This window comes from Streptomyces caniscabiei, from assembly GCF_014930365.1.
GTDB lineage: Bacteria > Actinomycetota > Actinomycetes > Streptomycetales > Streptomycetaceae > Streptomyces > Streptomyces caniscabiei.
Genome location: NZ_JABXWI010000003.1, coordinates 730,701 through 751,675, shown reverse-complemented (window position 1 = coordinate 751,675; position 20,975 = coordinate 730,701). Strand labels below are relative to the sequence as shown.

The window sequence follows — 20,975 nt, the reverse complement described above, 5'->3', positions numbered from 1 at the left end:
GTCGGGACGCTGTTTGGTCGGACGGTCGAGAGGCCGGCGATCGGTCGGGCCTGGTCGGGCGGTCCGGTGGTCGAGCTGACTGTCCGGCCACCGCCGGTTCGCGTAGATGTACCCGAAGGCCCGCCCCTTCCGCCGAGGGGCGGGCCTTCGGTATGTGCGGGGGCACCGGCCGCTTGGTGCCCCCGCACACCCCCGTCCGTCCCCCGCGCTACGCGGTCTTCTCCTTGACCTCGTAGCCGGGGGAGGTCTCCAGCTCGCTCTCGGCCATCGAGCGGGCGCGTCCGCCGTAGTAGGCGGCGATCAGTTCACCGGGGCCGTAGGCGGGATGGTCGGCCCGTGCCCGGTTGAGCCGGACGAAGATGTTCCACTCGTCGTGGCAGCCGAGGCTGTACGAGCCGCCCGCCCGCACGGTGTAGAAGCGGACGAACTCCTTGCGCCGTGCCTCCCACACCTTCGCGTCGTCCGGATCGGTGAGATCCAGCGGGCGTCGGTCCCCGTCGAGGCCGGACACGGTCCCGAAGTCGGTCCAGAAGTCCGGGTCGGTGGCGTACTCGCGGGCGAACTACGCGTTCCCGTCGAGGCCTGCTGTCGCCCCCTCGACTCCTCGCCCGTGTATCTGCCGCACAGCAAACCCCGGCACCGCCTCTCCCAGGAGTACTGGGAGGCCATCGACACCCGCCGGGCCCGGTTACCGCACAGCACCCGGCTGCACGAGGCCTCCGTGATCATCCCGCACACGGCCATGCTCCGCCCCGGAGCCGAGGAACACCTGCCCCGGGCACTCGACCGACTGGTCGGCCATGCGGACCGACTGCGGGATCCGACCGCCGGCCGGAACACCGCGGCAGCGTGACCGCCACCCCGGACGCGCCCCGACCGACCGGCGTACGGGCTCACCCACCGCCGTATGGGCTCATCCACCGCCGTATGGGCTCATCCACAGCCGTACGGGCTCATCCACAGCCGTACGGGCTCATCCACAGCCGTACGGGCTCACCGACCGCCGGACGCGCTGCTCATCTCGTCGTACAACGCCCTGGCCGCCTCGCCCAGCTGCGGTCCCGCGAGCCAGGTGTTGTCGGCCGGGCCGATCGACGTGTTCGACACGAGCCGGGGCTCGCCTCCGACCATGCGGAACCAACCACCGCCGGACGAACCGCCCGTCATGGTGCAGCCGATGCGGTACATCGTCGGCAGCGACGCGTCGAGGGACAACCGCCCCGGCCTGTCGATGCACCGGAACATGGTGAGCCCGTTGTACGGCGGCGCCGCCGGGTAGCCCCAGGCACCCATCGTCGCGGCCTCGGACACGGACGGCGCGGAGAAGTCCACGTCCAGGGCCGCTCCGACCGTCTCCTCCAAGGACATCGCGCCCGACTCGGGCCGTACATGCAGCACCGCGTAGTCGTACGGGGCGCCCGCACCGCCCTCCTCCGACCCGCCCGCGATCCACTGGTCCGAGGTCGCGGCCCAGTCCGCCCACCACTGGCCGAACGGGGCGATCTCCTCGGCGGCGGTAGCGCCCCCGGCCAGCTCTTCCTCGGACCTGCCGAGGTCGTTGTAGGCCGGGACGAAGACGATGTTCCGGTACCAGCCGCCCCCGCTTCCGGCGTGCACACAGTGACCTGCGGTCCACACGAGGTTGGACTCGCCCGGATGGTTCACATCCGAGACGACCGTCCCCGAACAGACCATCGCGCCCTCGGGGGAGTCGAAGAAGATCTTCCCGACCGGGCCGGCGTGCTCGTGGTACGGCGTCTTCTCCGCCGTGGCCTCGACCGGCGCCGGGGCCGGGTCGCTGACACCCCGTTCGGCGGAGGCGTCCTGTGTCGCGACGGTCTTGCCCGGATCCCCGGCCCCGCGCATCCGCTCCGCGTCCCAGAGGCCCTCGATCACCGGGTTGACGAAGTCCTGCGCCTCGCTGAGCCACCGGTCCTGGTCCCAGTCCTGCCAGCCGCCGTCCTTCCAGTCCCCGACGTCCACACCGTGCTCCGCGAGCCTGTCGGCGAGGACGTCAGGGATGCCGTCACCGTCTCTGTCGGCGGTGCGTGACTCGGCGGCACCGGGTTTGTCTCCCGCCCCGCCCTCGCCCGACCCGCAGGCGGTCGATGCCAGAGCGAGAGCCGCGACGAGTCCGATGGCGGCGAGCAGTTGGTGACGCCGCTGTGAGAAACGCATGGTCCTCGACCCCCGTCGGAACAATCCGTGTGTCACGCCCACTATGCGGGGGCGCTGGGGGACGGGCGGAGGGCGCGCGACTGGAATTTCCGCGCGCCGCCCCGGCACCGCCCCTCCCGGGGCGGCACCATCTGATCAGCCGGACGTCACTGCGACGCGAACTTGTCACTCACCGCCCGGTACACGCCCTGGGCCTCCTTGCCCAGCCGCGGCCCCGCCAGCCAACCGGCGCTCACCGGGCCGATGGAGGTGTTGGACACCAATGCGGGCTCGCCGTTCGAACCGGTCGCCACCCAGCCACCACCGGACGAGCCACCCGTCATCGAGCAGCCGATGCGGTACATCGTCGGGTCGGACGCGACGAGCGAGAGCCGCCCCGGCTTGTCCGTGCACTGGTACATCGTCTCGCCGTCGTACGGAGCTCCAGCGGGGTACCCGGTCGCAGTGATGCTCTCCACCTGCGCCACGGGGGGCGCGTCGAAGTCCACCGGCAGCGCCGAACCGACCATCTCCTCCAGCGACTTGCCCCCGCTGCCCTCCTCCGGCGTCACATGGATCACCGCGAAGTCGTACGGCGCCCCGTCCCCGCCCGTCTGGCCGCCCTGCTCGATCCACTGGTCCGAGGTCTGCGCCCAGTCACCCCACCAGACGCCGTACGGAGCGACCTCTTCCTTCGTGGCCGTCCGCAACTCCGACGCCGCCATGGCACTGTCGTTGTACGAGGGCACGAACGCGATGTTCCGGTACCAGCCGCCCGACTTGCCGGCGTGCACACAGTGACCGGCCGTCCACACGAGGTTGGACTTGCCCGGGTTGGCAGGGTCCTGCACCACCGTCGCCGAGCAGACCATCGTGCCCTCGGGCGCGTCGAAGAACACCTTGCCCGCCTCCGGCACGTTGGCGTGGTACTGCGCCGCCACCGCCTTCGCGTCGACGGACTCCGGCGTCGGGTCGGTCACGCCCTGGTCGCCGGTGAGGTCGCCCTCGTCGACCTCCTTCTCCGGCTCCTCGGCGTCCCGCATCCGGTCCGGGTCCCACAGATCCTTGATGATCGGGTTGACGTAGTCCTCGGCCTCGCGCAGCCAGTCGTCCTTGTCCCAGTTCTTCCAGGCCCCGCCCCGCCACTTGTCGAGGTCGATCCCGTGTTCCTTGAGCCTGTCCTTGATGTCGTCCGGGATCCTGATCTTGCCGTCGCCCCCGCTGCCGCTGTCCTGCGCGGACGCCGACGCCGACGCATCCGCGTTCGCCGTCGTGTCACCCGAGCCGCACGCGGTGGCGGTCAACGACAGAACCGTGGCCAGGCCGACCGCGGCCAGAACGGGGGGAGTCGTGCGGCGCGTGCTCCTCCCACGACGAGCGGCGAAGAGCGGTCGTATGGGTCGCATGGTCTGAACTCCCCCTGGGGCGTAAGAGTCTGTGGTGCCGAAACGGACAGTGCGCGACTCCTCCGCGCGCCGGCCGCCTCCTTGATACGTAGCCGACACGGCATTCGCGCGGCTCCGCACCTCTGTTTCTTCGTACGTACTGCGTAAGCAGTGCCGTCCCCGGCCTGGTGTCAGCCACCGAGCCGCGTCCTTCGGAACGGCACCACACACTATGCGGTCGTTGTGGGGGACATCCGATGGAACGGCAACGGTTTCGCTACGAGCCGACGCGTACGCGGAACCAAGCACGGCCACGTGTCCTGGGTGTATGCCTTGGCGGCCGTCCGCCTCCTCTCCGCAGTCACGTGGGGCGGCGACCGATCTGGTCAAATGGCCTTTCTCCTGCGGTAGTTGAACGACTGTGCCTAGGTTGGGGACGGAACTCGTCGCTCATGTTTCGAAGGAGACCGCACCGCATGTCCGACCCCTCCCGCCGGGACGAAAGTGGCGCACGCACCAACCCGATCCGCACGAACGTCAGCCATTCCGCGCGGATCTGGAACTACTGGTTGGGAGGCAAGGACCACTACGAGGTCGACGAGGAGGTCGGCGACCAGATCCTCGGCTTCGTGCCCGAGCTTCCCCGCTCCGCCATAGCCGACCGCCGCTTCCTGGCCCGCTCGGTCCGCTGTCTGGCCGAGGAGGCGGGCATCCGGCAGTTCCTGGACATCGGCACCGGTCTGCCCACCGCGGACAACACCCACGAGGTCGCCCAGCGCGTCGACTCGGCGTGCAAGATCGTCTATGTCGACAACGACCCGATCGTCCTCGCGCATGCCCACGCTCTGCTCAACAGCACGCCGGAGGGCGCCACCGACTACATAGACGCCGACGTCCACGACCCCGACACGATCCTCAGGGGCGCCGCGACCACCCTCGACTTCGATCAACCGATCGCGATCACCATGCTCGGCGTCCTGAACTTCGTCATGGACACCGACGAAGCGGTCGCCGTGGTACAGCGGCTCGTGGACGCCGTACCGTCCGGCAGCCACCTCGTCATCTCGCATCCCACCACCGAGGTCGACGGTGAAGCGATGATCCAGGCCGTCGACTACTGGAACGGACAGGGCTCGGCGCCGATGACCCTGCGCAGCCATGCCGACCTGGTGCGCCTCTTCGGCGACGTCGAGGTCCTGCACCCGGGCATCGTCTCCTGCTCCCGCTGGCGCCCCGAAGCCGGCGACGAGGACGTTGACGTCACGCACTTCGGCGGCGTCGGACGGAAGCGGTAACCCACGGCGGGAGCCCGGCCCCAGTCCACGACCGCGGTGGCCCGGCCGCAGTGGCACCGCCCGTGGCTCAGCCGGAGGGACGGCGACGGGACAGAGGCGGAACGGGACGGGACAGAGACGGATCGGACCGAACCGGCAGCCTCTGTGTCGAGGCACAGATTTTCGTCCTACCCGCTTCCCCGTACCGGTCGCGTCGTTGGTACGTGCGGGGGACCCGCCGGTGTTCGGTGACCCCTGCCGACTTGCCTCTGATGAGCCGTGGGAGGAAGTGCAGCAGTGGCGGTGACCGAGTCTGCTGTGGCGCCGGTGGGGCGTGAGCCCGAGCGTGCGCGTTCGGGACCCGAGAGCGAACGGGCGCGCCCACGACGGGAGCACGACAGGGCGCGTGCGGTGGGGTCGGGGCACAGGGGGATCCCACGACCACAGGCCGCCCGCGACTCGGCCGCACGCACCTATGCGCGGTCCCTTCCCGTCGTGCCCGTACGCGCACGCGGGCTGACCATCGAGGACGCCGACGGCCGCCGCTACCTCGACTGTCTCTCCGGCGCGGGCACCCTTGCCCTCGGCCACAACCATCCCGTCGTCCTCGCGGCGATCCGCAAAGCGCTCGACTCGGGCGCTCCCCTCCACGTCCTCGACGTCGCCACCCCGGCCAAAGACGCCTTCACCAGCGAACTCCTCCGCACGCTGCCGCCAGAACTCGCCGCCCGCGCCCGCGTCCGCTTCTGCGGCCCCTCGGGCGCAGAAGCCGTCGACGTCGCCTGCAACCTGGTCCGGGCCGCGACCGGACGCTCCGGCCTGCTCGCCTTCACCGGCGCCCACGCCGGCCCGACCACCGGGCCTCTGGAAACGTCCGCAGCCGCCCGCGACCTCCGGTCGGCCCGCCTGCCCTACCCGCAGGACTACCGCTGCCCGTTCGGTATCGGCGGCGAACGGGGTGCCGAACTCGCCGCCCGCTGGACCGAGTCCCTCCTCGACGACGCCGATTCCGGAGCACCACTGCCCGCCGGCATGATCCTCGAACCCGTCCAGGGCGAGGGCGGTGTCCTCCCCGCGCCGGACGGCTGGCTGCGCCGTATGCGCGCGATCACCGCCGCACGCGCGATCCCGCTGATCGCCGACGAGGTCCGGACAGGAGTGGGACGCACCGGACGCTTCTGGGCCGTCGAGCACAGCGGCGTCGTCCCCGACGTCATGATCCTGTCCCAGGCCATCGGCGGCAGCCTGCCACTCGCCGTCGTGGTCCACCGCGACGACCTCGACGTATGGCGGCCCGGCACCCACGCGGGCACCTTCCGCGGCAACCAGCTCGCCATGGCCGCGGGCGCCGCCACCCTCGCCCACGTCCGCGAGAACGGCCTCGCCCAACGCGCCGAGACCCTGGGCGCCCGCATCCTCGCCCAACTCCGCCCCCTCACCCAGCGCTTCGCCTGTGTCGGTGACGTCCGGGGACGAGGGCTGATGATCGGCATCGAGATGGTCACCCCGGACGCACCCCCCGGCTCCGACGACCACGGCCCGCCTCCTCCCGCGCCCTCCCTCGCCACCGCGGTCCAGCGCGAATGCCTTCGCCGAGGCCTGATCGTGGATCTCGGCGGCCGCCACGCCGGTGTCGTACGCCTCCTCCCGCCCCTCACGATCACCGACGAACAGACGAACGCCGTGCTCGACCGTCTGACGGACGCGATCGCCTCGGTGGCGGCCACGGCATCGGCGCGAGTCGCAGCACCCCCGCCCCTCGCCCGCGCCGGAGGCCCCACACGCAGCTCGGGTGGATGACCACCACCCCCACCCGAGCAGCCGCCCACCCCGCCACGCCCGCACCAACCCCGCACCCAGGGCACCGCCCCACCACCGCCCGGCAAGCCCGTCCGACACCGCACTCCACCCCTTCCGCACCAGCCCCGCCCCCGCTCGCCCGCACAGACCCGCGACTGCCCTCCCGCACGAGCAACCCCAGGAACCGCCGTGAACCCGCCGCCCGCCCCCGGGGCCCCCTCCCACAACCAGGCCCCGGAAGCCGAAACCCTCCGGTCCCCCGGCCAGTTCAGTGCCGAACCACCCCCTGGCCGCCCTGAACCATCGCCCGGCCGGAGCGAGCCGGAACAGCCGTCGCCCACGGACGCCCTGGCCGACGTGCCCGCCGTGCGGCGGCTCGTGGGCCGCTCGCCGCAACCGCCTGGACCCAGCGAAGGTCAACTTGGGCCCGACCAGGACCGGCTCGGGCCCAGCCAGGATCAGCTCGGGCTCAGCGAGGACGGGCCGGTGCCCAGCGAGCATGAGCCGGTGCCCAGTCAGGGGCATGGACCCAGCCAGGACGAGCCAGGGCTCAGCCTGGGGCATCTCGGGCCCAGCGAAGACGAGCCTGGGCCGCCCAGCCACGAGCAGCTTGCCCCCAGCGAGGACCAGCCTGGACCCAGCCAGAGCGAGGCGTTGCCCCGCCAGGTCGAGCGGAGTTCCGATCTTCTGGGGTCGGGGTCCAGCCCGGTCGAGCTGTCGCAGCGCCCAGCCGGCCCCCGCTCTGGCGGGCCCGTGCGGCTCCCGCACCCCACCCAGCGACCTCCTCGCCGATCCGCGCTTCCCCACATTCCGACTGAGCCAAGCCATGAGCGCGGTCGGCCCACCCCTCGCCCCGTCACCCACGACATCCGGGCCACCGAAGCCTGGCCCGCCCCCGGCCTCGACGCCGACCCCCTGAACCACCCCGACCCACACACCGCCGCCCAGGCGGCAGCGGTCGAGAACCTCCTGCGCTGCTGGGTACGCGAACACGACCTCACCCCTCCCCAAGACCACGGCGGCATCCTCGCCATCCCCCTCCCCGCCACCGGCACGACCCTCCTCGCCCCGGTGCACTACTGGTCCCCGACCGGCCTGCACCGCTTCGGCCTCCCCCTTCTCGCCGACACCCCTGACACCGCACCCCCTGTCGACGCAGTCACACTGGCCGCCCTCCTGGCCCGCGAAGTGACCACACGAGCCCCACAAGGCACAGCACCCCACCCCCACCCCACAGCCGAGCCCACCCAGCGCACCGGGACCGTCCAGCGCGTCGGGCCCGCCCAGCCCACCGGGCACCTCCAGCGTGACCAAGCGGACCTGATCGGCAGGGTCGCCGACTCCGCCCGCCGCGTCGCCGTGTTCATCGCAGAGCGCCGAGCTCGACCCGCCGACGACCCCGACTGTTTCCTGGCCGCCGAACAGTCCCTCCTCCTCGGCCACCCCCTGCACCCCACCCCCAAGAGCAGAGATGGACTCTCCGAGGCCGAAGAGCGGCTGTACTCACCCGAGTTGCGTGGCTCCTTCCCCTTGCACTGGATGGCGATCGCACCCTCTGTCCTGTCGACCGACTCGGCGTGGACCGAGCGCGGCCGTGTCATCCCCGCCGGGCAGCTGACCGCCAGGCTCGCCGGCCCGGCATTGCCGTTGCCCGACGGTTTCACCGCGCTGCCCATGCACCCCTGGCAACTTCGCGAGGTCCGCCACCGTCCTGCCGTTGCCGCTCTGCTCGACGCCGGGCTGCTGCGCGACCTGGGTCCGCACGGAGCCCCCTGGCACCCCACCTCCTCCGTACGCACCGTTCACCGCACCGGTGCCCCCGCGATGCTGAAACTCTCGCTCGGCCTGCGCATCACCAACTCCCTTCGCGAGAACCTCCGCAAGGAACTCCATCGCGGCGTCGAGGTGCACCGCCTGCTGCGCACCGGCCTGGCCGAGCAGTGGCAGGCGGTCCACCCCGGGTTCGATGTCATCCGCGACCCGGCCTGGTTGGCGGTCACCGCACCCGACGGCGACCCCGTGGGGGGCTTGGACGTGGTCATCCGCCACAACCCGTTCGGCCCGGCGGACGACGCGTCCTGTGTCGCCGGCCTCGTGTCACCCAGGCCGTACCCTCACGACGAACGCCATCCCGGCGACGAAGAGCCTCTCGCCGTGCGGTCGCGGCTCCAGGAGGTCGTCACCCGCCTTGCCGGGCGCACAGGACGTCCCCGCGGCGCCGTGGCCATCGAGTGGTTCCTGCGTTACCTGGAGCAGGTCGTGCGGCCCGTGCTGTGGCTCGACAGCGAGGCCGGGATCGCTCTCGAAGCACACCAACAGAACACGCTCGTCCTCCTGGACCCCGACGGCTGGCCGATCGGCGGGCGGTACCGCGACAACCAGGGCTACTACTTCCGCGAATCCCGCCGGGCGGATCTCCGGTCCCGGCTGCCCGGCATCGGCGAGCGCAGCGACACGTTCGTCGCCGACGAGGTCACCGACGAACGGTTCGCCTACTACCTCGGCATCAACAACGTGCTGGGTCTCATCGGCGCGTTCGGCTCCCAGCGTCTCGCCGACGAGCGCGTTCTTCTCGCCGCCTTCCGTCGCTTTCTCACCGACGTGGCCACCGGCTCCGCCCGGCTGAACACCACCCTGCCGGCCCGACTGCTCGACTCGCCCGTCCTGCGCTGCAAGGCCAACCTCCTGACCCGTCTCCACGGCCTCGACGAACTCGTCGGCCCGGTCGACACCCAGTCCGTCTACGTCACCGTCACCAACCCCCTCCACCCATGACCGGCCACTCCGCCCTGCCTCGGCGCAGCCTTCCGGTCCCCTCGTCCGCGTCATGCGACCCACTCGTCCGCGTACTTCGACTCCCTTCAGCCCCGAGGAACATGACCCACCCGATCTCCTGAGAGGAGCGTCGCCGTGCCTCCCACCGACGCGAGCACCGACACCGGCACTGCCTCGGCCCCCAGCAACGAGGACACACTCGAACTGCGCCTGACCGACGACTTCCTCGCGCTCTTGTCCGAGGACACCGCCCCCTGCGGCGGCAGCACCGAGGCAGGTCAGACGGAACCCCCGGCCAATGGCGAGTTGCTCGACCACCTCGCGACCTGGGGGCCGGTCGTCACTCCGGCAGGCACCCTGCACCTGGTCCCGGTGCGCCTCGAACGGGACCTACCGCTGATCTCCCGGTGGATGAACGACTCGGCCGTGGACTCCTACTGGAAGCTCGGCGGCACCGAGGACGTGACCGCGCACCACCTACGGACCCAGCTCGGCGGAGACGGCCGCAGCATGCCCTGCCTCGGACTGCTGAACGGCACCCCGCTGAGCTATTGGGAGATCTACCGGGCGGATCTCGACCCCCTCGCCCGCCACTACCCCGCCCGCCCCCACGACACCGGGATCCATCTGCTCATCGGACCCGTGGCCGAACGGGGGCGCGGTCTCGGCTCCACCCTGCTCCGCGCCGTCGCCGATCTCGTCCTCGACAGAAGACCCTCCTGTGCCCGCGTCGTCGCGGAACCCGACCTTCGCAACTTTCCCTCCGTCTCCGCGTTCCTCAGCGCCGGCTTCCGGTACTCCGCGGAGGTCGACCTGCCCGACAAGCGGGCCGCCCTCATGTGCAGAGATCGGCTGCTGCGCGATCTGATGTAGACCCACCTGGATCGGACCTGGATGGGACGTGCGACCCCACCTGGGTCCAAGCTGGATCTGCTGTGGATCTGCAGTGGTCCTACTGTCGATCTGATGTGATGCCGTCATATCTGGTACACCGCCCGAGCCGATCCGGTTCCCGGTCGAAACGGCTCAATCTCCGGCGAACCGATTCAATGTCCAGCGAACCAACTCGTTGTCCGGGCTCCCCGAGACCCCTCCCACCCCGTCGAAGAGAACACGTCGTGATCCCGCCTCCCAGACCCCACGCGTCCGCCGCGATCACCCGTTTGTCAGTGGTGCCCCGTAGGGTGGTCGCGCTATGACGAAGCCCTCACTCCACGAACTCCTGCATGCCGCCGTCACCGCTGTCGGCGGCACGGAGCGCCCCGGCCAGGTGACCATGGCCGAAGCCGTCGCGGAGGCGATCGACGACGGCTCCCACCTGCTGGTCCAGGCAGGCACGGGCACCGGTAAGTCCCTCGGTTACCTGGTGCCCGCGCTCGCCCAGGGCGAGCGTGTCGTCGTCGCCACGGCGACCCTCGCCCTCCAGCGGCAGCTCGTGGAGCGGGACCTGCCGAGAACGGTGGACGCGCTGCACCCCCTCCTGCGCCGCCGCCCGGAGTTCGCGATGCTCAAGGGCCGGTCGAACTACATGTGCCTGCACCGGCTGAACGAAGGCGTGCCGCAGGACGAGGAGGAGGGCCTCTTCGACCAGTTCGAGGCGGCCGCGCCCAGCAGCAAGCTGGGCCAGGACCTGCTGCGGCTGCGGGACTGGTCGCAGGAGACCGAGACCGGCGACCGGGACGACCTCACCCCTGGTGTGTCCGACCGGGCCTGGGCGCAGATCTCGGTGTCGTCCAGGGAATGCCTGGGCGCCACGAAGTGCGCGTACGGCGCCGAGTGCTTCGCCGAGATGGCCAGGGAGCGGGCCAAGCTCGCCGAGGTCGTCGTCACCAACCACGCGCTGCTCGCGATCGACGCCATCGAGGGCGCTCCGGTGCTCCCGCAGCACGAGGTCCTGATCGTGGACGAGGCGCACGAACTCGTCTCCCGGGTGACCGGCGTGGCGACCGGCGAGCTCACGCCGGGCCAGGTCAACCGCGCCGTGAAGCGGGCGGCGAAGCTCGTGAACGAGAAGGTCGCGGACCAGCTCCAGACGGCCGCCGAGGGGTTCGAGCGGGTCATGGAGCTGGCTCTGCCGGGGCGGCTGGAGGAGATCCCCGAGGATCTGGCGTACGTCCTGATGGCGCTGCGCGATGCCGCTCGCGCGGTGATCTCGGCGATCGGCAGCACCCGCGACAAGTCCGTGCAGGACGAGGACGCCGTCCGTAAACAGGCACTGGCGGCCGTGGAGAGCGTGCACGACGTGGCGGAGCGGATCAGCAACGGCTCCGAGTGGGACGTCGTCTGGTACGAACGCCATGACCGTTTCGGCGCGTCCCTGCGCGTCGCCCCGATGTCCGTCTCGGGTCTCCTGCGGGAGAAGCTCTTCGCGGACCGCTCGGTCACCCTGACCTCCGCCACGCTGAAGCTGGGCGGCGACTTCAACGGCGTAGGGGCGTCACTGGGACTGGCCCCCGAGGGCACCCAGGGGGACGACCTGCCGCAGTGGAAGGGCGTGGACGTCGGGTCGCCGTTCGACTACCCGAGGCAGGGCATCCTCTATGTCGCCAAGCATCTGTCACGTCCCGCGCGGGACGGCGACCGTGCGGACATGCTGGACGAGCTCACGGAGCTGATCCAGGCGGCCGGCGGCCGGACGCTCGGGCTGTTCTCGTCGATGCGGGCCGCCCAGCTGGCGGCGGAGGAGCTGCGCCTCCGTATCCCCGAGTACCCGATCCTGTTGCAGGGCGAGGAGACGCTCGGCGAGTTGATCAAGGGCTTCGCGGCCGACCCGAAGACCTGTCTCTTCGGCACCCTCTCGCTCTGGCAGGGCGTGGACGTGCCGGGTCCCAGCTGTCAGCTGGTCGTGATGGACAAGATCCCGTTCCCACGGCCCGACGACCCGCTGATGAGCGCTCGCCAGAAGGCCGTCGAGGAGGCGGGCGGCAACGGCTTCATGGCTGTCGCCGCCACCCACGCGGCCCTCCTGATGGCCCAGGGCGCCGGCCGCCTCGTACGTGCGCAGGGGGATCGTGGCGTGGTCGCCGTACTGGACCAGCGGCTGGCGACCGCTCGGTACGGCAGCTATCTGAAGGCGTCACTGCCCGACTTCTGGTACACGACGGACCGCAACCAGGTCCGCAAGTCGCTCTCCGCGATCGACAGCGCGGCGAAGGACAAGGAAGCGGAGAAGGCCAGAGACGAAGAAGCGGAGAAGACGGAGGCGTGACAGACGGCCGGTGGCCCCTCCCGATCGTTCGGGGAGGGGCCACCGGCCGTTTCGCGCGGCGGTCTCGGAACCTGACCCGGCATGGCCGGGTCGGCCCTGGACAGCCCAGGGCCCCGGAACCGGCGCAGTGGATTCCGGGGCCCGGATCAGGGGCGGGGACGGCACGGGCGACCGTCCGCCGCGGGGCGTCAGACGCGGCGCAGCACGGCCACCACCTTGCCGAGGATGGTCGCGTCGTCACCCGGGATGGGCTCATAGGCGGCGTTGTGCGGGAGCAGCCAGACATGGCCGTCCTCGCGCTTGAAGCGCTTGACGGTGGCCTCGCCGTCCAGCATGGCGGCCACGATGTCCCCGTTCTCCGCGACGGGCTGGCGGCGGACCGTCACCCAGTCACCGTCACAGATCGCCGCCTCGATCATGGAATCACCGACGACCTTGAGGACGAAGAGCTCGCCGTCACCCACCAGCTGGCGGGGGAGTGGGAACACATCCTCCACGGACTCCTCGGCGAGGATCGGGCCACCGGCGGCGATCCGGCCGACGAGCGGCACGTAGGAAGCGGCCGGCTTGCCCGCCGTGTCCGTCGGCTGGGCCGAGGCCTGGTCGGAGCCGCGGACCTCGTACGCACGCGGACGGTGCGGGTCGCGGCGCAGGAAGCCCTTGCGCTCCAGTGCCATCAGCTGGTGCGCCACGGAGGATGTGCTGGACAGGCCGACCGCCTGGCCGATCTCCCGCATCGACGGCGGGTATCCGCGCCGCTGCACCGAGTCCCTGATCACCTCGATGACCCGGCGCTGCCGGTCGGTGAGCCCGGAGCTGTCCGCCCTGATGCCTGGAGGTCGGCCGGGCAGGGCGCGCTTGGGCCCTTCATGGTTCGTGGCTTCGTTCATCGCATGCACCGGCTCGAGTCGGCTCTGGGAGCGGTCCTGGGCAGTGATGGTGGCACTGTCAGCGGTGGTGGTCACGTCGGCCCCTCTCGATGGTCTCCCGTGCAGCACAACGGTAGTTGCTTTCGAAAGGTTGCGCCAAACACACGTTCGAGTGAAAAACCGTGGATTTCCTGACGTGACCATGTGCCGGGGTGTAGGGCGACGGCTCCGGCGGACAAAAGTGATGATTGCTGTACTCTTCACCGCCGGGGCGAGGGCCTTGTGGGTCGCTGTCGCCGCGTGGCCCAGTGTGCCATCCGGTACTCCGCCGCCCGGGTACCGACCCCTTTCTCGTGGCGCCCCCCGCCGCGCCCGCGTCCGCTCCGCAACGGTTCGGACGCGCTCCGCGACGGACTCTCCATCTGGCACATGCCGATACGTGCGCGACACGCGCGCCGTGGGGGGATTTACGCGTCTAGCCCTACATCTAGTGCTTGGATTGCCACAACGGCCCAGAAGTTGTGGTCCCCCGGGTCCTCGGGCTCATGGTCATCCCCTATGCTTGGGGCTGCTTCCGCGGGGCCCAAGTGGCCCGTGGGGCTTATCGAGTCGTGCTGTGAGGAGGGTTGGAGTTATGCACTGTCCCTTCTGCAGGCACCCCGACAGCCGCGTCGTCGACAGTCGTACGACGGACGACGGCACGTCGATCCGCAGGCGCCGCCAGTGTCCCGACTGCTCCCGTCGTTTCACGACGGTGGAGACGTGCTCGCTGATGGTGGTCAAGCGGTCCGGCGTGACCGAGCCCTTCAGTCGTACCAAGGTCATCAATGGCGTCCGCAAGGCCTGCCAGGGCAGGCCTGTCACCGAGGACGCGCTCGCCCAACTCGGCCAACGGGTCGAGGAGGCGGTGCGCGCGACCGGAAGCGCCGAGCTGACCACCCACGACGTGGGGCTGGCCATACTCGGCCCGTTGCAGGAACTCGACCTCGTCGCCTACCTGCGGTTCGCGAGCGTCTACCGGGCGTTCGACTCGCTGGAGGACTTCGAGGCCGCGATCGCGGAACTCAGGGAAGAGCAGGGGAAGCGCCCCGACGCGAACGACGAGGGCGTCGTGAGCGTGGTCGAGGGGCGCGTGGAGGGCGACCGCGGGTCCGGAGGGGCCGCGCAGGTCCCGGTGCCCGCCGACGCCGCCGACTGACGGCGGGCCGCACCGCCGGACCAGTGGGTCCGGACGACCGGCGGCGATCCAGACCTGTCGCGAACGGCTGTGTCAGCCGGGTCGCGGCACAAGACAGAACACCGTGTCACGGGAACATCGTGGCACTTCAGGGCGTTTTCGCCCGTACAGGGAGGCGGCATGACAGAGACGGCGAGCGGTCCGGCACGGAGTTCCCGCGCCAAGGGCACCAAGGCGAGCAAGGGCCTGCGTATCGAGCGCATCCACACCACCCCCGGCGTGCACCCGTACGACGAGGTGGTCTGGGAGCGGCGTGACGTCGTCATGACCAACTGGCGCGACGGCTCGGTCAACTTCGAGCAGCGCGGCGTCGAGTTCCCCGACTTCTGGTCGGTGAACGCGGTCAACATCGTCACCAGCAAGTACTTCCGCGGTGCCGTCGGCACCCCGCAGCGCGAGACCGGCCTCAAGCAGCTGATCGACCGCATCGTGAAGACGTACACGAAGGCAGGCGAGGACAACAAGTACTTCGCCTCGCCCGCCGACGCCGAGATCTTCGAGCACGAACTGGCGTACGCCCTCCTGCACCAGATCTTCAGCTTCAACAGCCCCGTGTGGTTCAACGTGGGCACCCCGCAGCCCCAGCAGGTCTCCGCCTGTTTCATCCTGGCCGTCGACGACTCCATGGAGTCGATCCTCGACTGGTACAAGGAAGAGGGCATGATCTTCAAGGGCGGCTCCGGCGCCGGCCTGAACCTGTCCCGCATCCGTTCCTCCAAGGAACTGCTCTCCTCCGGCGGCAACGCCTCCGGCCCCGTCTCCTTCATGCGGGGCGCCGACGCCTCCGCAGGAACGATCAAGTCGGGCGGCGCCACCCGCCGTGCCGCCAAGATGGTCGTGCTGGACGTGGACCACCCGGACGTCGAGGACTTCATCGCCACCAAGGTGAAGGAGGAGGAGAAGATCCGCGCCCTGCGTGACGCGGGCTTCGACATGGACCTGGGCGGCGACGACATCACGTCCGTCCAGTACCAGAACGCCAACAACTCGGTCCGGGTGAACGACGAGTTCATGACGGCCGTGGAGAACGGCACCGAGTTCGGCCTCCGCGCCCGTATGACCGGCGAGATCATCGAGAAGGTCGACGCCAAGGCGCTGTTCCGCAAGCTCGCCGAGGCCGCGTGGGCCTGTGCCGACCCGGGCATCCAGTACGACGGTGTGATCAACAACTGGCACACCTGCCCCGAGTCCGGCCGCATCACCGCGTCCAACCCGTGCAGCGAGTACATGCACCTGGACAACACGTCCTGCAACCTCGCCTCGCTGAACCTGATGAAGTTCCTCAAGGACGACGGCCTCGGCCACCAGTCCTTCGAGGTCGAGCGCTTCGCCAAGGTCGTCGAGCTGGTCATCACCGCGATGGACATCTCCATCTGCTTCGCCGACTTCCCGACCCAGAAGATCGGTGAGAACACCCGCGCCTTCCGCCAGCTCGGCATCGGCTACGCCAACCTCGGCGCCCTGCTGATGGCGACCGGCCACGCGTACGACTCCGACGGCGGCCGTGCCCTGGCCGGTGCCATCACCTCGCTGATGACCGGCACGGCGTACAAGCGCTCCGCCGAACTGGCCGCGGTCGTCGGCCCGTACGACGGCTACGCCCGCAACGCGGACGCCCACAACCGCGTGATGAAGCAGCACTCCGACGCCAACGGCACGGCCGTCCGCATGGACGACCTGGACAGCCCGGTCTGGGCCGCCGCAACCGAGGCCTGGCAGGACGTGCTGCGCCTCGGCGAGAAGAACGGCTTCCGTAACTCGCAGGCGTCCGTGCTCGCCCCGACCGGCACGATCGGCCTCGCCATGTCCTGCGACACCACCGGTGTCGAGCCCGACCTGGCGCTGGTCAAGTTCAAGAAGCTGGTCGGCGGCGGCTCGATGCAGATCGTCAACGGCACGGTCCCGCAGGCCCTGCGCCGCCTGGGCTACCAGGAGGAGCAGATCGAGGCGATCGTCGCCCACATCGCCGACCACGGCAATGTGATCGACGCCCCGGGCCTCAAGCAGGAGCACTACGAGGTCTTCGACTGCGCCATGGGCGAGCGCGCCATCTCCCCGATGGGCCACGTCCGCATGATGGCCGCGATCCAGCCCTGGATCTCCGGCGCCATCTCCAAGACGGTCAACATGCCGGAGACGGCGACCGTCGAGGAGGTCGAGGAGATCTACTTCGAGGCCTGGAAGCTGGGCGTCAAGGCGCTCGCGATCTACCGCGACAACTGCAAGGTCGGCCAGCCGCTCTCCGCGAAGACCAAGGAGACGGAGAAGGCTGAGATCACGGAGAAGGCCGAGGAGACGATCCGGGCCACCGTCGAGAAGGTCGTCGAGTACCGCCCGGTCCGCAAGCGCCTCCCGAAGGGCCGTCCCGGCATCACCACCTCCTTCACCGTCGGCGGCGCCGAGGGTTACATGATCGCCAACTCCTACCCGGACGACGGTCTCGGTGAGGTCTTCCTGAAGATGTCCAAGCAGGGCTCGACCCTCGCGGGCATGATGGACGCCTTCTCGATCGCCGTCTCGGTGGGTCTGCAGTACGGCGTGCCCCTGGAGACGTACGTCTCGAAGTTCACGAACATGCGCTTCGAGCCGGCCGGTATGACGGACGACCCGGACGTGCGGATGGCGGCGTCGATCGTCGACTACATCTTCCGCCGCCTGGCGCTGGACTTCCTGCCCTTCGAGACCCGCTCCGCGCTCGGTATCCACTCCGCCGAGGAGCGTCAGCGTCACCTGGAGACCGGGTCGTACGAGCCGATCGAGGAAGAGGTCGACGTCGAGGGCCTTGCCCAGTCCGCTCCGCGCCAGTCCCTGAAGGCGGTCGCCGCCCCGAAGGCCGACGAGGAGGGCGCCAAGCCCGCTCCGAAGCAGGCCCACACCAGCGCGGAGCTGGTGGAGATGCAGCTGGGCATCCAGGCCGACGCCCCGCTCTGCTTCTCCTGCGGGACGAAGATGCAGCGGGCCGGTTCCTGCTACATCTGCGAGGGCTGCGGCTCGACGAGCGGCTGCAGCTGACCTGAGCGCCCTCCGGGCGTGAAGTGACGGACAGAGGCGGGGAGCCGGCGACATGCCGGCTCCCCGTTCTGCTGCCCGGGCGGAACTGCTGCTGCCCGGGCGATCGACGTCTACGAACGCCGGGTGCCCCGTCAGGGCGGGGGAGTCAGGGCTTGCGGGTGCCGCCCATGACGCGGGCGAAGGTCGCCGGGTCCTCGTCGAAGCCGGTGATGCCCGGGTGGAAGGTCCATTCTCCGGTGGAGTCACGGACGAACTCGGCGACGGTCGCGGCCGTCGATCCGAGGACACCGCCGAAGTCGTCCTCCGTCAGGACGGTGTAGTCCTCGCGGATGCGCAGGGCGGGCTTGGTGACGTCGCCGAAGGTCCTCAGGCCCGATCCCTGCTGTATGGCCACACCGATCACGACCCGGCCGTACCGGCTGTCCAGGCGGTTCAGCTCGACCGTCATGACCTCGTCCCAGCCGAATCCCTGGCCGGTCTTGCTGTCGCGGTTGAGGTTGATGGTGCCGTCGGGCGAGCGGCTGTCGAAGTGCACCACATAGGCGGGGCTGCCGCTCGGATCGGTCGCCAAGTAGGGGGCCGCGACGAGGTCGAGATCCGTCGCCGGCTGTCCGGCCGGACTCGGGTCCCACTTCAGCGACACCTCGACCTTGCGGATGCCCTTGTTGAGGCCGTTCAACAGAACTCCCTCCCCGTTCTTCTCTGCGTGCGGGCCGAACTGGCTGGCACTCCAGGCCAGTTGTCCATCCTCGCATGCGCGCCGGGGCGCTCGCCCGGGTGCAACCGGCCGGAGAGTGACCGCCGCCACGTTCCGTGGCCTTACCATGGCGCGGTGCTGGTCAAGTGGATTCGCTGCACCGTGGTGGACCGCCGCGGTTTCGAACGGGGGCAGCGAAAGTGGGCGGGGCTACTGGGGGAGCCGGGATTCCGTGGACAGGGCGGGGGTTGGAGCCGGGGGCGGGCCGGTGTGGCGCACATCTTCTCCTTCTGGGAGAGCCGTGCCTTCTACGACTCCTTCATGGCGCGCTCCCACGACCGGCTCGCCGCGTCGCAGTCGGGCACCTTCAAGGACATGCAGGCCAAGCTCTTCGACCACCGGTTCGACGTGAAGACCGGTTTCGAGCCGCGGTTCACGGAGGCCGATCTGGTGCGGGTGGCGCACTGCCGTGTCCACGAGGAGCGGGCCGAGCACTTCGCGCTGATGCAGGAGAAGGTCTGGAACCCCGCGATGGCGGGCTCTCCGGGCATGGTGCGCGGACTCTTCGGTGAGGCACCCGCACACGAGTTCCTGATCCTCTCCATGTGGCAGTCGGCCGCCGAGCACGGCAAGTACCGCGTCGAACGCATCGAACGCCTTGCCCTGAGGGCCCAGATCGAGGCCGACATCGCCGCCATGACCGGCGACATCGTGGAACTGGAGCCGAGCTGGATCGTTTGAGCTTCCATCCGGGCTGAGTTTGAATCTCAAACCTATGTGATGCGTGTGCGGGACTTGTGTGACCTACGCCGTATGCCGCCCGGACGAGTGCTCGATCCGCCCTCGTCCCCTTTAGGGTCTTGGCATGGCACGACCACGGCGCATCATCCTTGTCCGACACGGCGAGTCAACGGGCAATGTTGATGACACCGTGTACGAGCGCGAGCCCGACCACGCCCTCGCCCTCACCGATCTCGGCTGGCAGCAGGCCGAGGAGACCGGCAAACGCATCCGCGAGGCGCTCGGCAGCGAGCGCGTCAGCGTCTACGTCTCCCCTTATCGCCGGACGCACGAGACCTTCCAGGCCTTTCACCTGAATCCCGAACAGGTGCGTGTGCGCGAGGAGCCACGACTGCGCGAACAGGACTGGGGCAACTGGCAGGACCCGGACGACGTACGCCTCCAGAAGGCCTACCGGGACGCGTACGGCCACTTCTTCTACCGCTTCGCGCAGGGGGAGTCCGGCGCCGACGTCTACGACCGGGTCGGCAACTTCCTGGAGAGCCTCTTCCGCAGTTTCGAGGACCCCGACCACCCGCCGAACGTTCTGCTGGTCACCCACGGGCTCGCCATGCGCCTGTTCTGCATGCGCTGGTTCCACTGGACGGTCGCCGAGTTCGAGTCGCTGTCGAACCCCGGGAACGCCGAGATGCGGATGCTCGTTCTCGGGGAGGACGGCAAGTACACACTCGACCGGCCGTTCGATCGCTGGCGGGACCCGGAATCGTACGGAGCCACCAGCTAGAGTGGCAGGGCGATGACCGCTGACTCCTCTTCCACCGGCCGCCTGGAGCGCGCCCTGTCCAGCCTGCGCGGCCTCGCGGTGGGGGACGCGCTGGGCTCGCAGTACTTCGTGCCCGTGAACTACCCGCTGCTCAAGCGCCGCGCGACCCCGCCCGGCCCCTGGCAGTGGACCGACGACACCGAGATGGCCTGCTCCGTCGTGGCCGTCCTCGCGGCCCACCACCGGATCGACCAGGACGAGCTCGCTCGCTCCTTCGCCGTGCACCACGACTTCGACCGGGGCTACGGCCCCGCGGTCAACCGCCTGCTGCGGCTGGTCCGCGAAGGCGGCGACTGGCGCGAGCTGGCCTCCGCGCTCTTCAACGGCCAGGGCTCCTGGGGCAACGGCGCTGCCATGCGGATCGCCCCGCTGGGCGCCTGGTACGCGGACGACCCCGAGCAGGCCACCCATCAGGCCGAGATCTCGGCGTACCCCACGCATCAGCACCGTGAGGCCGTCGTCGGCGCCATGGCCGTCGCCGCGGCCGCCGCCCTAGCGGCCGACCCCGCCGGGCCGCCGAGCCCCGGTGCACTGCTCGACGGGGTCGTCGCCCTCGTCCCCAAGAGCGCCGTCGGCGCCGGTCTGCGGCGCGCCCGCGACATGCTCGACTACGCCGACGCGGACACCGTCGCCGCCGTACTGGGCTGTGGGCGGCGCACGACGGCGCACGACACCGTGCCGTTCGCGCTCTGGTCGGCGGCACGCGCCCTCGGTGATTACGAGCGGGGCTTCTGGACGACGGCCCAGGTGGGCGGTGACGTCGACACGACCTGCGCCATCGTCGGCGGAGTGGTCGCCGCCGGGAAGGCCGGGGCGCCTCCCGAGGCGTGGACGCGGCAGACCGAGGCATTCCCGGACTGGCTCCGGGTGGGGTAGCTCCCGGGTACGCCTCGTGGCGTGCGGACCGGCATGAGTCGGGACGAACGGCTGAAGGGGTGCGCTTCCCTGGGCCCGTCCGCCCCATGCGCCTCAACTGTCACAGGAATGCCACAGTGCG

16 protein-coding genes are annotated in these 20,975 nt (G+C 70.1%); 11 read left to right on the top strand and 5 right to left on the bottom strand.

All coding sequences use genetic code 11. The features are described 5' to 3' along the window. Nucleotides 1-208: 208 nt before the first annotated feature. On the bottom strand, nt 209-511 hold the full coding sequence (locus HW837_RS11425; protein ID WP_193381285.1) for a hypothetical protein: 303 nt from the start codon (nt 509-511) through the stop codon (nt 209-211). Nucleotides 512-610: 99 nt separating this feature from the next. Here HW837_RS11425 and HW837_RS11420 point away from each other — a divergent pair, with 99 nt between their 5' ends. Next, a complete protein-coding gene (locus HW837_RS11420; RefSeq protein ID WP_045561113.1) occupies nt 611-853 on the top strand; it encodes a hypothetical protein in 243 nt (80 codons plus the stop codon). A 140-nt stretch (nt 854-993) separates the two neighbouring features. On the opposite strand, the gene HW837_RS11415 is transcribed toward HW837_RS11420, so the two are convergent. Both HW837_RS11415 and HW837_RS11410 read right to left on the bottom strand, forming a co-directional pair. Continuing rightward, nucleotides 994-2,178: a trypsin-like serine peptidase gene (locus HW837_RS11415; protein WP_193381284.1), complete on the bottom strand. Its 1,185-nt coding sequence runs from the start codon at nt 2,176-2,178 to the stop codon at nt 994-996. A gap of 146 nt (nt 2,179-2,324) precedes the next feature. Next, nucleotides 2,325-3,563, bottom strand: coding sequence for a trypsin-like serine peptidase (locus HW837_RS11410; protein WP_193381283.1), 1,239 nt, complete (start codon nt 3,561-3,563; stop codon nt 2,325-2,327). 455 nt (nt 3,564-4,018) lie between these two features. Between HW837_RS11410 and HW837_RS11405 the strand changes: the two genes are divergently transcribed. From HW837_RS11405 to HW837_RS11385, 5 genes are all read left to right on the top strand, one after another. Further along, nucleotides 4,019-4,837, top strand: a complete 819-nt coding sequence (locus HW837_RS11405) for an SAM-dependent methyltransferase (RefSeq protein WP_045561111.1) — start codon at nt 4,019-4,021, stop codon at nt 4,835-4,837. Nucleotides 4,838-5,113: 276 nt separating this feature from the next. Then, complete coding sequence (locus tag HW837_RS11400) at nt 5,114-6,616, top strand: diaminobutyrate--2-oxoglutarate transaminase family protein (RefSeq protein WP_193381282.1); 1,503 nt, start codon at nt 5,114-5,116, stop codon at nt 6,614-6,616. 867 nt (nt 6,617-7,483) lie between these two features. Further along, on the top strand, nt 7,484-9,391 hold the full coding sequence (locus tag HW837_RS11395; RefSeq protein WP_256255081.1) for an IucA/IucC family protein: 1,908 nt from the start codon (nt 7,484-7,486) through the stop codon (nt 9,389-9,391). Nucleotides 9,392-9,526: 135 nt separating this feature from the next. Continuing rightward, complete coding sequence (locus HW837_RS11390) at nt 9,527-10,264, top strand: GNAT family N-acetyltransferase (RefSeq protein WP_193381281.1); 738 nt, start codon at nt 9,527-9,529, stop codon at nt 10,262-10,264. A 322-nt stretch (nt 10,265-10,586) separates the two neighbouring features. Beyond that, nucleotides 10,587-12,599 (top strand): ATP-dependent DNA helicase, encoded by a 2,013-nt coding sequence (locus tag HW837_RS11385; RefSeq protein WP_045561108.1) that lies wholly within the window; start codon nt 10,587-10,589, stop codon nt 12,597-12,599. Between the two features lie 188 nt (nt 12,600-12,787). On the opposite strand, the gene lexA is transcribed toward HW837_RS11385, so the two are convergent. Next, complete coding sequence (gene lexA / locus HW837_RS11380; protein ID WP_045561107.1) at nt 12,788-13,564, bottom strand: transcriptional repressor LexA; 777 nt, start codon at nt 13,562-13,564, stop codon at nt 12,788-12,790. A 538-nt stretch (nt 13,565-14,102) separates the two neighbouring features. Here lexA and nrdR point away from each other — a divergent pair. Then, complete coding sequence (gene nrdR / locus HW837_RS11375; RefSeq protein ID WP_045561106.1) at nt 14,103-14,666, top strand: transcriptional regulator NrdR; 564 nt, start codon at nt 14,103-14,105, stop codon at nt 14,664-14,666. Between the two features lie 159 nt (nt 14,667-14,825). Beyond that, a complete protein-coding gene (locus tag HW837_RS11370) occupies nt 14,826-17,717 on the top strand; it encodes a vitamin B12-dependent ribonucleotide reductase (RefSeq protein ID WP_045561105.1) in 2,892 nt (963 codons plus the stop codon). Nucleotides 17,718-17,862: 145 nt separating this feature from the next. Here HW837_RS11370 and HW837_RS11365 read toward each other — a convergent pair whose 3' ends face one another. Further along, nucleotides 17,863-18,396, bottom strand: coding sequence for a TerD family protein (locus tag HW837_RS11365; RefSeq protein WP_237270103.1), 534 nt, complete (start codon nt 18,394-18,396; stop codon nt 17,863-17,865). Nucleotides 18,397-18,549: 153 nt separating this feature from the next. On the opposite strand from HW837_RS11365, the gene HW837_RS11360 reads away from it, so the two are divergent. The 3 genes from HW837_RS11360 to HW837_RS11350 all read left to right on the top strand — a co-directional run bounded on the left by HW837_RS11360 (nt 18,550) and on the right by HW837_RS11350 (nt 20,854). Beyond that, nucleotides 18,550-19,155 (top strand): YdbC family protein, encoded by a 606-nt coding sequence (locus HW837_RS11360; RefSeq protein WP_045561103.1) that lies wholly within the window; start codon nt 18,550-18,552, stop codon nt 19,153-19,155. 124 nt (nt 19,156-19,279) lie between these two features. After that, on the top strand, nt 19,280-19,939 hold the full coding sequence (locus HW837_RS11355) for a histidine phosphatase family protein (protein ID WP_078853772.1): 660 nt from the start codon (nt 19,280-19,282) through the stop codon (nt 19,937-19,939). A 12-nt stretch (nt 19,940-19,951) separates the two neighbouring features. Beyond that, complete coding sequence (locus tag HW837_RS11350) at nt 19,952-20,854, top strand: ADP-ribosylglycohydrolase family protein (protein WP_045561101.1); 903 nt, start codon at nt 19,952-19,954, stop codon at nt 20,852-20,854. The last annotated feature ends 121 nt before the right edge of the window (nt 20,855-20,975 follow it).

What these genes read in the sequence shown, in the direction of transcription:
- HW837_RS11370 (WP_045561105.1), top strand. Translation starts at nt 14,826, where the DNA reads ATGACAGAGACGGCGAGCGGTCCGGCACGGAGTTCCCGCGCCAAGGGC.
- nrdR (WP_045561106.1), top strand. Translation starts at nt 14,103, where the DNA reads ATGCACTGTCCCTTCTGCAGGCACCCCGACAGCCGCGTCGTCGACAGT.
- HW837_RS11355 (WP_078853772.1), top strand. Translation starts at nt 19,280, where the DNA reads ATGGCACGACCACGGCGCATCATCCTTGTCCGACACGGCGAGTCAACG.
- HW837_RS11415 (WP_193381284.1), bottom strand. Translation starts at nt 2,178, where the DNA reads ATGCGTTTCTCACAGCGGCGTCACCAACTGCTCGCCGCCATCGGACTC.
- HW837_RS11410 (WP_193381283.1), bottom strand. Translation starts at nt 3,563, where the DNA reads ATGCGACCCATACGACCGCTCTTCGCCGCTCGTCGTGGGAGGAGCACG.
- HW837_RS11405 (WP_045561111.1), top strand. Translation starts at nt 4,019, where the DNA reads ATGTCCGACCCCTCCCGCCGGGACGAAAGTGGCGCACGCACCAACCCG.
- HW837_RS11350 (WP_045561101.1), top strand. Translation starts at nt 19,952, where the DNA reads ATGACCGCTGACTCCTCTTCCACCGGCCGCCTGGAGCGCGCCCTGTCC.
- HW837_RS11385 (WP_045561108.1), top strand. Translation starts at nt 10,587, where the DNA reads ATGACGAAGCCCTCACTCCACGAACTCCTGCATGCCGCCGTCACCGCT.